This window comes from Photobacterium aphoticum, from assembly GCF_001029435.1.
In the GTDB taxonomy this organism is placed as follows: domain Bacteria; phylum Pseudomonadota; class Gammaproteobacteria; order Enterobacterales; family Vibrionaceae; genus Photobacterium; species Photobacterium aphoticum.
This window is the reverse complement of record NZ_LDOV01000004.1, coordinates 28,005-44,091: the sequence shown is the minus strand read 5'-3', so window position 1 is coordinate 44,091 and position 16,087 is coordinate 28,005. Positions and strand designations below refer to the sequence as shown.

Annotated in this window: 17 protein-coding genes and 1 other RNA gene; 11 read left to right on the top strand and 7 right to left on the bottom strand. The window is 52.3% G+C overall.

Annotated elements, in window-relative coordinates; all coding sequences use genetic code 11:
* Window positions 1-93 precede the first annotated feature (93 nt).
* From degS to zapG, 3 genes are all read right to left on the bottom strand, one after another.
* Window positions 94-1,164, bottom strand: a complete 1,071-nt coding sequence (degS, locus tag ABT58_RS02175) for an outer membrane-stress sensor serine endopeptidase DegS (RefSeq protein ID WP_047872730.1) — start codon at window positions 1,162-1,164, stop codon at window positions 94-96.
* Between the two features lie 196 nt (window positions 1,165-1,360).
* The gene (locus tag ABT58_RS02170; protein ID WP_082210910.1) at window positions 1,361-2,728 is read right to left on the bottom strand and encodes a Do family serine endopeptidase; all 1,368 of its coding nucleotides are present in this window, start codon (window positions 2,726-2,728) and stop codon (window positions 1,361-1,363) included.
* A gap of 136 nt (window positions 2,729-2,864) precedes the next feature.
* Window positions 2,865-3,296, bottom strand: a complete 432-nt coding sequence (gene zapG, locus ABT58_RS02165) for a Z-ring associated protein ZapG (protein ID WP_047872728.1) — start codon at window positions 3,294-3,296, stop codon at window positions 2,865-2,867.
* Between the two features lie 226 nt (window positions 3,297-3,522).
* Between zapG and zapE the strand changes: the two genes are divergently transcribed.
* From zapE to sspB, 8 genes are all read left to right on the top strand, one after another.
* Entirely contained in the window at window positions 3,523-4,623 is a 1,101-nt protein-coding gene (zapE, locus tag ABT58_RS02160) for a cell division protein ZapE (protein ID WP_047872727.1), read from the top strand.
* A 277-nt stretch (window positions 4,624-4,900) separates the two neighbouring features.
* Entirely contained in the window at window positions 4,901-5,329 is a 429-nt protein-coding gene (gene rplM, locus ABT58_RS02155) for a 50S ribosomal protein L13 (RefSeq protein WP_047872726.1), read from the top strand.
* Between the two features lie 15 nt (window positions 5,330-5,344).
* Window positions 5,345-5,737 carry a 30S ribosomal protein S9 gene (rpsI, locus tag ABT58_RS02150; RefSeq protein ID WP_047872725.1) on the top strand — a complete coding sequence of 131 codons (393 nt, stop codon included), beginning with the start codon at window positions 5,345-5,347 and terminating at the stop codon, window positions 5,735-5,737.
* A 440-nt stretch (window positions 5,738-6,177) separates the two neighbouring features.
* Window positions 6,178-6,768 (top strand): ubiquinol-cytochrome c reductase iron-sulfur subunit, encoded by a 591-nt coding sequence (gene petA / locus ABT58_RS02145; protein WP_047872724.1) that lies wholly within the window; start codon window positions 6,178-6,180, stop codon window positions 6,766-6,768.
* Window positions 6,768-8,033 (top strand): cytochrome b, encoded by a 1,266-nt coding sequence (locus ABT58_RS02140; protein WP_047872723.1) that lies wholly within the window; start codon window positions 6,768-6,770, stop codon window positions 8,031-8,033. Before petA ends, ABT58_RS02140 begins: the two co-directional genes overlap by 1 nt.
* On the top strand, window positions 8,030-8,767 hold the full coding sequence (locus ABT58_RS02135; protein ID WP_047872722.1) for a cytochrome c1: 738 nt from the start codon (window positions 8,030-8,032) through the stop codon (window positions 8,765-8,767). Before ABT58_RS02140 ends, ABT58_RS02135 begins: the two co-directional genes overlap by 4 nt.
* 86 nt (window positions 8,768-8,853) lie before the next feature.
* Window positions 8,854-9,492, top strand: coding sequence for a stringent starvation protein SspA (gene sspA / locus ABT58_RS02130; RefSeq protein WP_047872721.1), 639 nt, complete (start codon window positions 8,854-8,856; stop codon window positions 9,490-9,492).
* Window positions 9,492-9,974, top strand: a complete 483-nt coding sequence (gene sspB / locus ABT58_RS02125) for a ClpXP protease specificity-enhancing factor (RefSeq protein WP_047872720.1) — start codon at window positions 9,492-9,494, stop codon at window positions 9,972-9,974. The genes sspA and sspB overlap by 1 nt, the downstream gene beginning before the upstream one ends.
* Before the next feature lie 77 nt (window positions 9,975-10,051).
* Here the strand turns inward: sspB and ABT58_RS02120 are convergent, their stop codons facing one another.
* The 4 genes from ABT58_RS02120 to ABT58_RS02105 are packed head-to-tail and all read right to left on the bottom strand — an operon-like array spanning window position 10,052 to window position 13,389.
* Complete coding sequence (locus tag ABT58_RS02120; protein WP_047872719.1) at window positions 10,052-10,600, bottom strand: BON domain-containing protein; 549 nt, start codon at window positions 10,598-10,600, stop codon at window positions 10,052-10,054.
* A 10-nt stretch (window positions 10,601-10,610) separates the two neighbouring features.
* Entirely contained in the window at window positions 10,611-11,201 is a 591-nt protein-coding gene (gene diaA, locus ABT58_RS02115; protein ID WP_047872718.1) for a DnaA initiator-associating protein DiaA, read from the bottom strand.
* Between the two features lie 3 nt (window positions 11,202-11,204).
* Entirely contained in the window at window positions 11,205-11,582 is a 378-nt protein-coding gene (locus ABT58_RS02110; RefSeq protein ID WP_373300225.1) for a YraN family protein, read from the bottom strand.
* Window positions 11,557-13,389, bottom strand: coding sequence for a penicillin-binding protein activator (locus ABT58_RS02105; protein ID WP_047872716.1), 1,833 nt, complete (start codon window positions 13,387-13,389; stop codon window positions 11,557-11,559). Before ABT58_RS02105 ends, ABT58_RS02110 begins: the two co-directional genes overlap by 26 nt.
* Window positions 13,390-13,450: 61 nt before the next feature.
* Between ABT58_RS02105 and rsmI the strand changes: the two genes are divergently transcribed.
* The 3 genes from rsmI (at window position 13,451) to rsmH (ending at window position 16,087) form a co-directional block, all read left to right on the top strand.
* Window positions 13,451-14,311: a 16S rRNA (cytidine(1402)-2'-O)-methyltransferase gene (rsmI, locus tag ABT58_RS02100; RefSeq protein ID WP_047872715.1), complete on the top strand. Its 861-nt coding sequence runs from the start codon at window positions 13,451-13,453 to the stop codon at window positions 14,309-14,311.
* 119 nt (window positions 14,312-14,430) lie between these two features.
* Window positions 14,431-14,814, top strand: an RNA gene (gene rnpB, locus ABT58_RS23340) — RNase P RNA component class A.
* A 325-nt stretch (window positions 14,815-15,139) separates the two neighbouring features.
* Entirely contained in the window at window positions 15,140-16,087 is a 948-nt protein-coding gene (rsmH, locus tag ABT58_RS02095; protein WP_047872714.1) for a 16S rRNA (cytosine(1402)-N(4))-methyltransferase RsmH, read from the top strand.

Genomic DNA, 16,087 nt, shown 5'->3' with positions numbered 1-16,087 from the left:
TGCGGTGCTCACCCTGAGAGAAGGGGGGGAGCTTCAGTGAATCAAAACACTGAATAAAGCGCTGAATAAAGGCATTCAGAAAAGAAAGTGAGGTTAGTAACCACTTGGCTCATCGCCAATTTGTACTTTCAGCGTGGTAGGCTTGCCATTGCGCAAGACTTTCATGGTCGCTTCGGTACCCGGACGCAATTCGGTCACGATATCCAGCACATTGCGGCGGTCGGTCACAGGTTTGCCATCAATCTCAATCAAAATGTCCTGCACTTTGAAGCCGGCTTTCGCCGCCGGGCCGTTCGGATCCATGCCCATCACGATGATCCCGCGCACTTGGTCGGCATCGTACAAGCGGGCCATGACCGGATTTATATCGCGGGCTTCAATGCCAATGTAGCCTCGGATCACGCGGCCGTCAGCGATCAGCTTGTTCATGATTTTTTGGGTTAACTCATACGGAATCGCAAACGAGATCCCGTAGGTTTCAATGTCAGTGGCCTGCTGGAATGAGGCGGTGTTAATGCCCACTAACTCACCACGGGTGTTGACCAGTGCGCCACCGGAGTTGCCTTCGTTAATTGCCGCATCGGTTTGCAAGAAATCTTGGCGGCCATAGAAACTCATGCCGGAGCGACCAGTGGCGGAGATGATGCCATAGGTGGTGGTTTGGCCGAGGTTGTACGGGTTACCGATCGCCAGGACGACATCACCGACTGCCGGCGTGTAATCGGTGCTGAGGGGGATCACGGGTAAGTTTTCGGCCTGAATTTTCAGTACGGCCAAATCGGTACGCTGATCTTTACCGATCAACTGGGCGGTCAAAATGCGGCCGTCTTGCAGGGCAACGATCACCTGATCGGCTTCTGCTACCACGTGGTAGTTAGTAACGATATAGCCTTTGTCACTCATGATCACGCCAGAGCCCAAGCCTTGAGTGCTCAGTTGCAGACGATCATCGGCGTTATAGCGACGGTTGTAGATGTTAACAACGGCAGGGGATGCGCGGCGCACCGCATAATTAAAGGAGAGTTGGGTTTGACTGTATTCAACCGGCGCGACCAAGTCCTTCGGACTATCAAACATTTGGGTGCGCAAGTCTGGGAAGATCACCAGCAAAGCAATGGCCGTGACGATACCAAGCAGAATGGATCGACCAAAAAATGCCAGCATGTATGCTCCCCTGAAGATTAAACCACCTATTATAGCCGACGAGAGTACCACTACCTTAGGCAGATACCAACTTTCACCGCATTTTATTCAGCGGTGTCATTGATTTTTGTGGGGATAATGCACTGGGCCATGTCGTTCACTGAAACAGGTTCAGAGCACGTTGGCCCAGTGGTCACGAGATGTGACGAGCAGGGAATTAACGAATGATCAAATACAGGATGTTACTACCGCGTTTGACTTCCAGTGCCAACACATTCGGGTTTTTATCGAGGGCTTTGCGCAGCTCACCCAGATTCTTAATTGCCTTACGGTTCACGCCCAAAATGATGTCATCTTTTTGCAAGCCGTAGCGGGCGGCCATCGAGTTATCGGTCAGGCTGGTCACCTTCACGCCTTTCACGCCGTCATCGGCTGTGGTGTTGGCAAACTCGGCACCGGCCAAGCCCGGGTGCAGGTTATCGGCCTTCACTTTGCTCAAGGTCGCTTCTTGCAGGGTGACGGTCACGCTTTGATCTTTACCGTCGCGCACAATACCCAGCGTGGCTTTTTTGCCTGCACCCAGAGTCGCGATTTTGGCACGCAGTTCGCCAAAGGTGCGAATTTGTTTGCCGTTGACCGAGACGATGATATCACCGGCTTTCAGGCCCGCTTTTTCTGCCGCAGAGTCCGGCATCACCTGATTGATGAAGGCGCCGTGGTTAGTCTCGTAACCAAAGGCTTCGGCTAACTCAGAGGTCAGTTCGCCCCCTTGTACGCCCAGTACGCCACGTTTGACTTCCCCGTATTCCAGGATCTGCTCGGTGAGGTTTTTCACCATGTTGACCGGAATGGCAAAACCAATGCCGACGTTACCGCCGTTCGGCCCCAAAATGGCGGTGTTGATACCGACCAGTTCCCCGTTCAGGTTCACCAGTGCGCCACCGGAGTTACCGCTGTTGATGGCAGCATCGGTCTGAATGAAGTTTTCGAAATTCTCAATGTTCAGGCCACTGCGGCCCAGTGCAGAAATAATGCCGGAGGTCACGGTCTGGCCCAAACCAAACGGGTTACCAATGGCCACGGCGAAATCGCCGACACGCAGTTTATCGGAATCGGCCAGCGTGATTTCAGTGAGGTTTTCGATTTCGCTGAGTTTGAGCAGGGCAATGTCGGACATTTCATCACTGCCGATCAACTCAGCGGTGATTTCGCGGCCGTCATGGAGCTGGACAATGATTTTGTCCGCACCGCCGATCACATGGTGGTTAGTGACGATATAGCCTTTATCGGCGTCCACAATCACGCCAGAGCCAAGGCCACGGAAAGGACGCTCCTGGACTTGCTCGCTCGGGAAATCAGGGCCGAAGAAAAAACGGAAGCTATCCGGTAAGCGTTGGGTCGATACTTGTTTACCTTCTACGGCGATGCTGACGACAGCAGGGGTCACTTGCTCAAGCATAGGGGCAAGGCTTGGTAGCTGCTGGTTATTCACCGTGTGGGGAAGCGCAGCCGTTGCCGTTAGGGGGGTAATAACAGAACTGATGCTGAGTGCGAGGGCACTACATACAAGCAAAGGTTTTTTCATTATTACTAAACTCCGATTCTCAAGTCTGATTACAGCCCATTATCCTACTGTCTTGGACTGGCTGCACTATCTCAGACTTGAAAAACGAAGTTTAGTTCATGACTTATAGGGAATTATTCCCGATATTTTGTCGTCGTTAGCTGGCTTTTGGCGCGTCTACCGGCGCGTCATGCTGATCTTTTAGCAAGCCACTTGCGCCGTTGGCATAATCACGCGGCTGATCTTGCGATGCGGTGTCTGCGTGGTGCGTCTTCACCGCTTCCAGTGAGCTGATACGGCGCGAGAACGGGTTGTCCTGATCCGGCAGGTTTGGCATCAGTTCGGTCGAGGTTTTCGCCATGTGCTCGTACAGTTTGCTGTAGTCTTTGGCGATGTTATCGAGCAGTTCAGAACTTTGGGCGAAGTGATCCACCAGTTCCTGACGGAATTGTTCGAGTTCGTATTTTGATTTATCGAGCTCTTTTTTCAGCTCTTTTTGTTGTTTTAACCCCTTGTTGTTTAGGCGTGTGGCAAACGCACCCACAATCGCACCGGCAAGAAACACAAGAAGCGCATAAATCCAAGCCATGAATAACTCCTTTTGACTTATGAGTAACAGGGGACAGTGCTCACCGTAACACGCCTACGCGGTTAAGAGGGAAGAGGTGAACGCGTACTGACAGACCTGTTGTATAACAGAAAGATTAATTGGCGCTGAACCGGCCGCTTAATCGAATTTGTACAGTTACTATACATGCACATCGGCGTGCATGGTACTATCTCCGTCACTCGGATGCGATTTGGGTGGAGCAAGGATGACCCCACAAGAGAAATACCAACACGACCTCCAACGCCGTGACTTTGTCGCCGATCCCGCGCAGGCATTGGCGGTGCGTCATTTAGACGATCTTTATCACCGTTTACTCACGCCAGTAGCCCCGCCGGCACCCGCTTCTTGGGTGGATCGCTTATTGCGTCGTCCGCCTGCGCCAGTGACGGCTGAGAAAGGCCTGTATTTATGGGGCGGGGTGGGGCGCGGTAAAACCTACCTGATGGATACCTTCTTTGATTGCCTGCCGTTTGAACGCAAACTGCGGGTGCATTTTCATCGCTTCATGCACCGGGTGCACGAGACGCTGGCGCAACTCGATCAGCACGCGGATCCTTTAGAAAAAGTCGCCGATGCCTTCAAAGCGGAAGCGGATGTGATCTGCTTTGATGAATTTTTTGTCTCGGACATTACCGATGCCATGATCCTCGGTACCCTGTTTGACGCCCTGTTTGCGCGGGGGATCACCTTGGTCGCTACCTCAAATATTCCGCCTGACGAACTGTACCGGAACGGCCTGCAACGCGCGCGCTTTTTGCCGGCGATTGGGTTGCTGCAAACCCACTGTGAGGTGCTGAATATCGACTCAGGGATCGATTACCGGTTAAGAACCCTAGAAAAAGCAGAAATCTACCATTACCCCCTAGAGACACAGGCCGAGCAGAACCTGCAGGCGTATTTTGAGCAACTGACCAGTGCGCCACGCTATCAGGGGAAAGCGATCACCATTCACCATCGTGACATCCCGACGCGGCAGGAAGCCAATGGGGTTGTGCACATGGATTTTGCGACGCTGTGCCAAGGGGCGCGCAGCCAGACCGATTACATGGAAATCGCCCAGCTCTATCACACCGTATTGCTGTCAGAGGTGCGTCAGATGGGGGAGGATGAGAGTGATGCGGCGCGCCGTTTCATTGCCTTGGTGGATGAATTTTATGAACGCAATGTCACCTTGATCCTCTCGGCCGAGGTGCACTGGACGCAACTCTATACCGGGCAGCGGTTGGCGTTTGAGTATCAGCGTTGTTGCTCGCGGTTGGTGGAAATGCAGAGCCATGCGTATCTGGCGCGTCCTCACTTGGGGTAAATCCTGAGGACGCCTTTGCGGAGACAAAGGCAGTGAAAAACACTGAGATATGCCAGCTTTTTAGCCCTAAAGGTAGGAAAGCGAAAAAATCCGAATTTTTTTTCAAAAAAAGGTGATTTTTTCTCCACCCTTCCCTATAATCTTGCGACCCACCGTACCTGTATCGGCAAAAGCCGGGAGTGCCAACCACTCGAAGGGGTGATGACTGGGGCTCTGTACAGATGGAACAGCAATGTTCCTGTAAAGTGAAACTATTTAATTTTGGGTAAGAATTAGCATGAAAACTTTCGTTGCTAAACCAGAAACTGTAAAACGTGACTGGTATGTTGTTGACGCTGAAGGCAAAACTCTTGGTCGTCTAGCAACTGAAATCGCATCTCGTCTACGTGGTAAGCACAAGCCGGAGTACACTCCGCACGTTGACACTGGTGACTACATCGTAGTTATCAATGCTGAGAAAGTAGCAGTAACTGGTGCGAAGCGTACTGATAAAATGTACCACCACCACACTGGCTTCATCGGCGGCCTTAAGTCTATCAGCTTCGACAAGCTGATCGCTAAGAAACCAGAAATGGTTATTGAAACTGCTGTTAAAGGCATGCTTCCTAAAGGTCCTCTAGGCCGTGCTATGTACCGTAAGCTTAAAGTTTACGCTGGTGCTGAGCACAACCACGCTGCACAGCAGCCTAAAGTACTAGACATCTAATTGGGGATTATGACAATGGCAGAGAATCAATACTACGGCACTGGTCGCCGCAAGAGCTCAGCTGCTCGTGTTTTCATCAAACCGGGTACTGGCAACATCGTAATCAACAAGCGTAGCATCGAAGAGTACTTCGGTCGCGAAACTGCTCGCATGGTTGTTCGTCAGCCTCTAGAGCTAGTTGAAATGACTGAGAAACTTGACCTATACATCACTGTTAAAGGTGGTGGTATCACTGGTCAGTCTGGTGCTATCCGTCACGGTATCACTCGCGCTCTTATGGAGTTCGATGAGACTCTACGTCCAGCACTACGCGCTGCAGGTTACGTTACTCGTGACGCACGTAAAGTTGAACGTAAGAAAGTTGGTCTACGTAAAGCACGTCGTCGTCCACAGTTCTCTAAGCGTTAATTTTTACGCGCCAGATTTTATCTGGTTACTGTGTACAAAAAGCTCAACCTTCGGGTTGGGCTTTTTTTATACCTGCAGGTTGTGCTTATTACATATTGGCAACAATCTATTGCCGGTCACACCACGCTTATTCCTCCTCCCGATTCCGCTCTATCTCCCTGAAATACGCAAAAACGGCCACCAAGACAGTGCTTTGTAACGGCTGTTAAAACAAAGAGAACAGACCTCTCACATTTGTTGCGAAAAGGTAGCTTTATCTTGTCAAAAAGTGGGGTTTTATTTATCATTTGGTGTGATAAGCAACAGTCAGTGAATGATGAGAGCCGGCCAGATGGCGGTTTTGTCTGTTGCCTCTTTCTTTTGAAAGTTAGCCGCAAGAGCTCCAGGGACGCATAAGGACATAATAAGAATCCGAGCGGGAGCACATGGGAGAATGTTGGATGAGCAATGCGCCAGTAAGTAAGGGCCGACGCCGCTTCCTGACTGCGACAACGTCGGTTGTTGGAGGCTTGGGAGCCGCAGCAGTCGCCGTGCCTTTTATCAAATCATGGAATCCGAGTGCCAAAGCCAAGGCCGCCGGGGCACCTGTCGAAGTTGATATCAGCAAGTTGGAAGATGGGCAGATGGTCCGTGTCGAATGGCGAGGCAAACCCGTCTGGGTTGTCCGTCGTAGCGACGCTGTCTTGAGTGAATTAGGGGGCCACAATGGCCAGTTACGGGATCCGTCTTCGGCCGAGCCGCAACAACCTGATTACGCCCAAAACGAATTTCGTTCCGTCAGACCGGAAATCTTTTTAGCCGTGGGGATCTGCACCCACTTAGGCTGTTCCCCTACCTATTTACCGGACTCCTTCACCGAGCAGGTGAGCGGGGTGTCGGCCGGTTTCTTCTGTCCGTGTCACGGCTCTAAGTTTGATATGGCAGGGCGGGTCTTTGCAGGCGTGCCAGCACCACTGAACCTGGTTGTGCCCCCTCACACGTTTGTGGATGACAATACCATTTTGGTGGGTGTCGATGAGGAGGCTGTGTAATGCAAGCATTAGTAGGATGGATTGAAAAACGTCTGCCTGTGATGAATGCCTACAAGAAGCATTTGTCTGAATACCCGATGCCAAAGAACTTCAACTTCTGGTATCTGTTCGGCTCACTGGCGATGTTGGTGTTAGTGAACCAGATCCTGACCGGGATCTGGCTGACCATGAACTATGTGCCGTCGGGTGACGGGGCGTTCGCCTCGATCGAATACATCATGCGTGATGTGGAGTACGGCTGGCTGTTACGTTACATGCACTCCACCGGGGCATCCGCCTTCTTCGTGGTGGTTTACCTGCACATGTACCGGGGGTTGATCTACGGTTCCTACCAGAAACCCCGTGAGCTGCTCTGGCTGTTCGGGATGCTGATCTTCCTGGTTCTGATGGCTGAAGCCTTTATGGGTTACCTACTGCCTTGGGGCCAGATGTCTTACTGGGGCGCGCAGGTGATCATTTCTCTGTTTGGTGCGATTCCGGTGATCGGCGACGATCTGACTTTGTGGATCCGGGGTGACTACGTGATCTCCGGGGCGACACTGAACCGCTTCTTTGCTCTGCACGTGATTGCCTTGCCGATTGTGTTGCTGCTGTTGGTGGTCTTGCACGTATTGGCCCTGCACGAAGTGGGCTCGAACAACCCGGATGGCATTGAGACCAAACTGCCGAAAGGCACCAAAGGGGAAGGGTACAAAACCCAGTTCTCATTCCACGAGTACTACAGCAAGAAGTACGACATTATCGATTCGATCCCGTTCCACCCTTACGGTACGGTGAAAGATCTCGTCGGTGTGGCGGTTTTCGCTTTCTTGTTCAGTTATGTCATTTTCTTCAACCCAGAAATGGGCGGTTACTTCCTTGAGCCACCGAACTTTGAAGCGGCGAACCCACTGAAGACCCCTGAGCACATCGCACCAGTGTGGTACTTCACGCCGTTCTACGCCATTTTGCGTGCGGTGCCGGATAAGCTGCTCGGGGTAGTCGCGATGGGGGCCTCGATTGTCGCGTTGTTCCTGCTGCCGTGGCTGGATCGCTGTAAAGTGCGTTCATACCGTTACCGCAGCAAACTGCACTTGGCGAACATTGTCCAGTTCACGATCAGCTTCATTGCGCTGGGTATTCTGGGCGCATTGCCAGCGACACCGACGTACACGATTCTGGCGCAAATCTTCAGTTTCTTGTACTTCATGTTCTTCGTCTTACTGTTCTTCTACAGCAAGAATGAAGCGACGAAACCGCTACCGGAGAGGGTGACATTCAAATGAAAAAGTTGATGGTGATACTTTTTGCTTTGCTGCCTTCTCTGGCGATGGCAGCCGGGCCGTCTGTCCCGTTGGATGCGGCCAACAATGACTTAACCGATAAAGCCTCGTTACAGCGCGGTGCCCAGACGTTCATGAACTACTGTTTTGGCTGTCATGCCACGCAGTACCAGCGTTATGAACGTATTGCGACGGATTTAGACATTCCGGCGGATCTGATGAAAGAGCATTTGATCTTTGATCCGAATGCGAAAATCGGTGATCTGATGGTCAATGCGATCCCCACAGAGTACGCGGCAGCTTCGTTTGGCGCGCCCGCGCCGGATCTGACCATGGTAGCCCGTGTGCGCGGTACCGACTGGTTATACACGTACCTGCGTTCTTTCTATGCCGATCCAAGCCGTCCGTTTGGGGTGAATAATGTGGTGTTCCCGAGTGTCGGGATGCCGCATGTGCTGGAAGAGTTACAAGGGGTACCGAACAAAGTGTTTGAAACCCGTTTAGTGGATGGTGTCGAGATCCAAGAATATGTCGGCATCGAATCTGACGGGACCGGTGAATTAAACGATGAAGAATACGATGCCGCCGTGCGCGATCTCGTTAACTTCATGGAATATGCCGCCGAACCGATGAAGCTTGAGCGTCAGCGTTTAGGTTACTGGGTGATGGGCTTTATTGCCGTATTCTTTGTACTAACATTACTGTTGAAGAAAGAATATTGGCGTGATGTCCACTGATCGGGTAATCTAGTGGGTTAGATTCTCGCAATGGGGGCAAGGCGCCCCCGTTGTTTTTTGTGTATTTAAATATACTGGAGGGGTTAATGGCTGTTGCTGCCAATAAACGCTCGGTGATGACTCTGTATTCTGATGCTTCTGACATCTACAGCCATCAGGTGCGTATCGTACTAGCAGAAAAAGGTGTGAGTGTTGAAATCGAGCTGGTTGATCCAAATAACCTGCCGGAAGATCTACTAGACCTGAACCCGTACAACTCAGTGCCGACCCTGGTTGACCGTGAGCTTGCACTTTACCAAGCAAGTATCATCATGGAGTACCTGGATGAGCGTTTCCCTCATCCGCCATTGATGCCTGTTTACCCTGTTGCCCGTGGTAACAGTCGTCTGATGATGTACCGCATTGAACGTAACTGGTACTCATTGGCGGAAAAAGTGCGCAAAGGTAGCGCAGATGAAGCCGACAAAGCGCGTAAGCAACTTCGTGAAGAATTGCTGGCACTGGCACCGGTATTTGCTGAGTTCCCTTACTTCATGAGCGAAGAGTTCAGCTTGGTTGACTGTTACCTGGCCCCATTGCTATGGCGTTTGCCTGAAATGGGTATCGAGCTAACAGGCGCTGGCGCGAAGGAAGTGAAAGCGTACATGACACGTGTATTTGAGCGTGATTCATTCCTGGCTTCACTGACTGAAGCAGAACGTGAAATGCGTCTGGCTGGCAAATAATGCAGATGGATAGCATGACACCACGTCGTCCGTACTTGCTACGTGCATTCTACGACTGGCTGGTGGATAACGATTTGACCCCACACTTGGTGGTGGACGCGACATTACCGGGCGTACGTGTACCGATGGAATTTGTCAGCGACGGTCAGATCGTGCTGAACATTGCGCCGCGTGCGGTAGGTAACCTGGAACTAGGCAATGAAGCAATCAGCTTTAATGCCCGTTTCAGTGGCCGTCCTCACTCTGTGATTGTACCGATGTATGCTGCACTGGCGATTTATGCCCGTGAAAATGGCGCAGGCACCATGTTTGAGCCTGAGCCAGCGTATGACGGTGGCATGATTGAGATCGAAGACGACGAAGATGATGACATTGCAGAGGTGAGCTCTCCATTGGCCGAAGTGACGGCAGATGCAGAAGATCACCCTGACGATGAGCCGCCACGTCCGCGTGGTCGTCCAAGTCTTCGCGTGGTGAAATAACGCCTCATAAAAAACGCAGCCTCGGCTGCGTTTTTCTTTATCTGTTCTTTAAGGCCTGTCTCTTGCCGCTATAGCCGTTATGGCTGTGGGTACTCAAACACCTTAACCACTTTCTTCACCCCTGAGACATTGCGGGTGATATCTGCGGCCACATCGCCTTGCTCTGCCGTAACATAGCCCAGTAGGTACACGGCCTGACCTTCAGTGATCACCTTGATGCTGATATCACGCAGACGCTTGCTGGCGATCAATTGGCTTTTCACTTTGGTGGTGATCCAGCTGTCCTGACTTACTTCACCTAGCTGCGGCAAAGGGCGGATCTGCAATTCGTTATACACCCAACTCACGTTTGGGATCGCACGCACTTGCTGCTCGAGCTGTTCACTGATGCCTTGGTTGACGGCCTGGCCGACTAACAATACTTTGCCTTCCACTGACACTGCGTTCACGCGAGTCTGGCCATTGAACGGGGGCTTATTGGCTAAACCGCCCACTTCCATTTCAATTTGTGTGTCATGCCACTGTTGCCAGCCTGAGCGGGTATCTGCCGGATCAATGATAGAGCAGGCCGAAAGCAGAGGGAAAAGCACCAGACATAACAGCCAGCGCCAATTACGGGAAATCATCCTGAATACCTTAAGCGTCGTGGTGAGGGAAAAGCACCTTATCAATCAGATCACACAGACAGTGAACCGTCAGCAGGTGACCTTCCTGAATACGGGCGGTGCGTTGTGATGGAATGCGGATTTCAACATCGTGAGTGCCCAGTAAACCCGCCATCTCACCGCCATCCTGACCGGTCAGGGCGATAATGGTCATGTCACGGGTCAATGCCGCTTCCATCGCTTTAATGATGTTCTTGCTGTTACCGCTGGTCGACAGCACAAACAGGATATCGCCCGCCTGACCCAATGCACGTACCTGCTTCGAAAATACTTCGTCATGGTGGTAGTCATTGGCAATAGCAGATAGCGTGATGGTATCGGCCGTCAGGGCCAATGCCGGCAGGCTAGGGCGTTCGGTTTCAAAGCGGTTGATCAGGCATGCCGCGAAATGCTGGGCATTGGCCGCTGAACCGCCGTTACCGCAGCAGAGGATTTTGTTGCCGTTGAGCAGGCTTTGCACCATGGCCTGAGCTGCTGTGGAAATCGCGTCGGGCAGGGCCTCGGCGGCAGCAATTTGGGTTTGGATGCTTTCGGTAAAACTTTCTTTAATGCTCTCTAGCATGGATCAACCTTCTACTAGGGTGTTGGTAAACCATTCGATTGTCGGTGGTTCGCCGGTGAGGCTGACCACATCAAACCGAAACTCTGTGTGTTCGATAGCATGACCTTGTTTTTGCAGCCAAAAAAAAGCCGCACGTTTCAGGCGTTGCTGTTTGCGCCAGTTTACCGCGTCTGCGCCGGAACCGTAATGGTTGTTTTTGCGGAATTTGACTTCGACAAAGACCCAGCATCGGCGATCACGCATGATCAGGTCGATTTCGCCGCTGCGGCATTGGAAATTGCGTTGGCAGGGAAGGAGACCGTGGCGGCGAAGGTAGTCTTCCGCCACGGCTTCATAGTGTTGCCCTTGTTGGCGCTTATTGCGCAGGCTCAATACCGTCACCGGAAAAGGTTGCCCAGCTCAGTTCACGCTGTACCACACATTGGTTATCCAGGCTCAGTACGCCAGTGTTACCTTGGGTGGTGTAGTTATCGACCACGCGCATTTGCGGTAATTCGGTGATCATCTTGTAGGCATCCATCCCGAAGGCATGCAGACGCACTTCGGTGTTGTTGCTGTTTGGCCATAGCTCATCAAATTGTCCCATAAAGTGCTGGTTGGCGTTCACCAATAGCGGGATATCGCTGAACTCGATGCCACGGATGTCCATGGTATTGACGTTACGGTTCGGGTAGCTGCGCGAGCTGGCGTACAAGCTAGGTGGCTTCACACCCGGGTTCACGGCCACATCGATAAACGGTTTAAGCAACGTCAGCTCATTGATATTGGCAATCATGTACACCGCATCGGTATCACGACGGCTACGCGGCTGACCTTCCAGGCTGTTGTTGCCCAGAATTTGTTTCATCTGATCGATGCGCGCCTGGCTGTCGGTCAGGCCAAACACACCGGCGATCTCTTTTTGGATCTGCTGGCGCGAGCTGAATTGACGCTGGGCGGGTGTATTGCCGGTCAGTTGCTGCCATTGTTTGATGAACGCATCACTCACACGCTGGCCAAAGCTGTTGCCCGGTGCCAGCACCATCGGGTAACGGTGGCCTTCGGCAAACAGGTGACGTGCCGCTTGTTCTGCTTCTTGTTCCGGTGACAGGGCAAAGTAGCAGGCGTTGCCCTGATTAATGGTGCTTTGATCCGGTTCATTCAACGCCAGCAGGGAGATTTGCCCCTGGTTAGCTTGCTGAAACTCGGTGATTTTTTCTTTGCGAAGCGGACCGATCACCAGCTGCACACCGGTTTGCTGCAATTTGCTCATGATAGACGGAATAGATTCCGCTTCCGTATCGTAGACCGTCAGCTCTGTCTCGGCGGCGCGGCCGGTGTCATCCAGCATGGCGTTAATAAAGCCATCTCGTACCGCTTTACCGGATTTCTCAAAGCGGCCAGACAGCGGCAGCAGCAGGGCGACATTGTCGATCTGGGCAATTTCCAGTGACATGATGGCATCCAGATCCGCCGGCAGGTATTGGTTCGCCGGGTGGTAAGGGTGCTGTGCCAGCCAGTCTTGTACCATGCTCTTTAGCTTGGCAGGGCGCTGGGCGTAGGTATTTTTCAATACCGCCAGCTGGACCCAACCACGCAGCACGCTTTCATCATCACCGAGCGCGATGGTTTGTAGCTGATTATTGTTGTACAGCGCCAGATCTTGCCACAGTTGTTGCCAGTTAGCGGCTTTTTGCTCAGGGGCAAGGTACTGATCCAAAATGGTACGTTCACGGGCAGCGGCCAATGGCTGCTGGGTTTGCGCGTAAAGCTCTGCACGTAGCATGTGGTAGCGCACGTACTGGCTTTTCGACAGTGTCCACCAAGGCTGGAAGTTCAGGCTGTCCAGTGCCGCTTGCGGCTGGCCTTGCTGGTAGCGCAGTGTGGCGCGAGCCAGTTGCCATTCTGCCAGCTGGACCGGACCTAAGTTCATTTGGCTCAGGCGTTGCACTTGTTGCTCGGCTTGTGCCCAGCGTCCTTCCTGGATGAAGGCTTTGAGCGCCAGAATGTGCCAGTTGATGCTTTCAACACCTTCACTGGATTCGGCTTTGATCAGATAATTGGCCGCCGTATCGGTGGCAGCAGCGGTAATATCAGTGGCGACGACGGGTTGCTCACTTGTCGTAGCACAGCCTGCCAAAATCACGGCAAGGGCTACAGGGGCGAACAGTCGTGATACACTTTTACGCTTATGGGTAAAATTGAGCATTGAATTCATTCAACTGTGACAAATTACTTTCTATATTAATTGCAGATGAGATCTTAAACAAATGAGTGAGACCAATTCATGCACGGTAGACATCGCAACTTTGTACATCGTCCCAACACCAATCGGTAATTTGGCAGATATTACACAGCGTGCATTGGACGTGTTGGCGAATGTGGACCTGATTGCCGCAGAAGATACGCGCCATACATCCCGGCTATTAACCCATTTTTCGATCTCGACCCGCACCTTTGCGCTTCACGATCATAACGAACAGCAAAAAGCTGACTATTTGATCGAAAAACTTCAGGCCGGTACCAGTATCGCGCTCGTGTCGGATGCCGGTACGCCATTGATCAGTGATCCAGGATACCATCTTGTGAATCGCTGTCGTCAGGCGGGGGTCAAAGTTGTGCCGTTACCTGGGCCCTGTGCGGTCACCACGGCACTGAGTGGCGCGGGTTTACCGTCTGACCGTTTCAGCTTTGAAGGCTTCCTGCCGCCGAAAAGCAAGGGACGTCGCGATCGTTTCCAAGCGTTGGCGGATGACGAGCGCACACTGATTTTTTACGAATCCCCTCACCGTATCATGGACTCGCTGGCCGACATGCTGGCGGTATTGGGCCCGGATCGTCAGGTGGTCTTGGCGCGTGAGCTGACCAAAACCTACGAAACCTTCCATGGCGCGCCATTGGGTGAGTTGATTGAGTGGCTGGAGCAAGACAGCAACCGTACCCGTGGGGAGATGGTGCTGCTGGTGGCCGGTCACCGTGCAGAAAAAGAAGATTTGCCGGCGGACGCGCTGCGCACACTGGGTTTGCTGACCCAAGAGCTGCCGCTGAAAAAAGCCGCAGCACTGGCTGCTGAAATCCACAATGTGAAGAAAAATGCCCTTTACAAGTGGGGCTTGGAGCATCTCGACTAAGGGCGTGTGTGCGTAGAAAGCGGATGATGGAGCAGAAGTTGCGGGTATTTTGAGCACCTCTGCATCACAGGGCTTTTTTCACTGGTAACTGTGACCTAAGTCTTATACAATCCGCGCTTGAGTTGGCCAAGGTAACCGCTGCTTCGTTGATGTCCTTTGGGAGACTGACGAGGGGGAGGAAAGTCCGGGCTCCATAGGGCAGGGTGCCAGATAACGTCTGGGGGGCGCGAGCCTACGACCAGTGCAGCAGAGAGTATACCGCCGATGGCCTTCTTCGGAAGGCACAGGTAAGGGTGAAAGGGTGCGGTAAGAGCGCACCGCGCGACTAGTAATAGTTCGTGGCACGGTAAACTCCACCCGGAGCAAGACCAAATAGGTCCCTAATGGCGTGGCCCGCGTTGGGGACGGGTAGGTTGCTTGAGCCTGTGAGTGATTGCAGGCCTAGAGGAATGGTTACCACCGCGCAAGCGGAACAGAACCCGGCTTATATGGCCAACTCACCACTTTCAGTATAAAAGGTGATGCGATGCTTCTTTGGAAGTGTGGCATCACCTTTTATCGTATTCAGCCCCTCAAAAAATTTTCCCACAGTTTTGCTCGTACTAAATTTCGGTGCTAAATATCAATAGATTGTTAGAAATGCGGGTGCTGGCTTGACATCTTTTTTGTCAAATACGTACACTTTGCCATGGGAATTTGCGGCAATTGCTATGAAAAAAGCATTTTTACGCATTAAGTCGCTGAATTTCTTTCCTAATAAATGTTTACGTCCGGCCGTTGCACTGTGTGATGGCTTGGCGGGCTTTCACAAGAGCTGAATGAATCCTTATGTCTGAACAGTTTGCGCACGTCTCCGTCTTACTTCATGAATCCGTTGATGGCTTAGCAATTAAGCCGGATGGTATCTACATCGACGGGACTTTCGGCCGTGGTGGCCATAGCCGTTTGATTCTTTCCCAGCTGGGTGAAAATGGTCGTCTGTACAGTATCGACCGTGATCCACAGGCGATTGCGGAAGCCGCGAAAATCAATGATCCACGCTTCAACATTATCCATGGCCCGTTCTCTGGCATGGAAAAATACATGGAAGAGCGTGATTTGATCGGCCGTGTTGACGGCGTGCTGCTGGACTTGGGCGTGTCATCGCCACAGCTGGACGACGCTGAGCGTGGCTTTAGCTTTATGCGTGACGGTCCGCTGGACATGCGTATGGATCCCACATCTGGCCAATCTGCCGCTGAATGGCTGGCGGCCGCAGAAGCCGACGACATCGCATGGGTGCTGCGTGAATTTGGTGAAGAGCGTTTTGCCAAGCGTATTGCCCGTGGCATCGTGGAATACCGCGAAAACCCAGAAAATGAACCACTAACGCGTACCACGCAATTGGCTAAACTGATTGCCGACGTGTCACCGTTTAAAGACAAGCATAAGCACCCGGCGACCCGCAGTTTCCAGGCGATCCGCATCTACATCAACAGTGAGTTGGATGAGATCGAAACCGCACTTAACGGCGCGATGAGCGTATTGGCTCCGGGCGGCCGTCTGTCAGTGATCAGCTTCCACTCATTGGAAGATCGTATGGTGAAGCGTTTTATCCGCAAGCAAAGTAAAGGCCCGGAAGTACCGGCCGGTCTGCCGCTGACGGAAGAGCAAATCAAAGCGCTGGGCTCGGCAGGGCTGAAAGCCGTCGGTAAAGCGATCAAGCCAAGCCGCGATGAAATCACAGAAAACGCGCGCTCGCGCAGTTCTGTTCTGCGTCTAGCTGAGCGTTTGTAA

Excerpts from the sequence above, each read along its gene's own strand:
- ABT58_RS02120 (WP_047872719.1), bottom strand. The coding sequence starts at position 10,600 with ATGATTTCCCGTAATTGGCGCTGGCTGTTATGTCTGGTGCTTTTCCCT.
- ABT58_RS02140 (WP_047872723.1), top strand. The coding sequence starts at position 6,768 with ATGCAAGCATTAGTAGGATGGATTGAAAAACGTCTGCCTGTGATGAAT.
- sspA (WP_047872721.1), top strand. The coding sequence starts at position 8,854 with ATGGCTGTTGCTGCCAATAAACGCTCGGTGATGACTCTGTATTCTGAT.
- rpsI (WP_047872725.1), top strand. The coding sequence starts at position 5,345 with ATGGCAGAGAATCAATACTACGGCACTGGTCGCCGCAAGAGCTCAGCT.
- zapE (WP_047872727.1), top strand. The coding sequence starts at position 3,523 with ATGACCCCACAAGAGAAATACCAACACGACCTCCAACGCCGTGACTTT.
- rsmI (WP_047872715.1), top strand. The coding sequence starts at position 13,451 with ATGAGTGAGACCAATTCATGCACGGTAGACATCGCAACTTTGTACATC.
- rplM (WP_047872726.1), top strand. The coding sequence starts at position 4,901 with ATGAAAACTTTCGTTGCTAAACCAGAAACTGTAAAACGTGACTGGTAT.
- rsmH (WP_047872714.1), top strand. The coding sequence starts at position 15,140 with ATGTCTGAACAGTTTGCGCACGTCTCCGTCTTACTTCATGAATCCGTT.
- petA (WP_047872724.1), top strand. The coding sequence starts at position 6,178 with ATGAGCAATGCGCCAGTAAGTAAGGGCCGACGCCGCTTCCTGACTGCG.
- ABT58_RS02105 (WP_047872716.1), bottom strand. The coding sequence starts at position 13,389 with ATGCTCAATTTTACCCATAAGCGTAAAAGTGTATCACGACTGTTCGCC.
- degS (WP_047872730.1), bottom strand. The coding sequence starts at position 1,164 with ATGCTGGCATTTTTTGGTCGATCCATTCTGCTTGGTATCGTCACGGCC.
- diaA (WP_047872718.1), bottom strand. The coding sequence starts at position 11,201 with ATGCTAGAGAGCATTAAAGAAAGTTTTACCGAAAGCATCCAAACCCAA.
- ABT58_RS02135 (WP_047872722.1), top strand. The coding sequence starts at position 8,030 with ATGAAAAAGTTGATGGTGATACTTTTTGCTTTGCTGCCTTCTCTGGCG.
- sspB (WP_047872720.1), top strand. The coding sequence starts at position 9,492 with ATGCAGATGGATAGCATGACACCACGTCGTCCGTACTTGCTACGTGCA.
- zapG (WP_047872728.1), bottom strand. The coding sequence starts at position 3,296 with ATGGCTTGGATTTATGCGCTTCTTGTGTTTCTTGCCGGTGCGATTGTG.
- ABT58_RS02170 (WP_082210910.1), bottom strand. The coding sequence starts at position 2,728 with ATGAAAAAACCTTTGCTTGTATGTAGTGCCCTCGCACTCAGCATCAGT.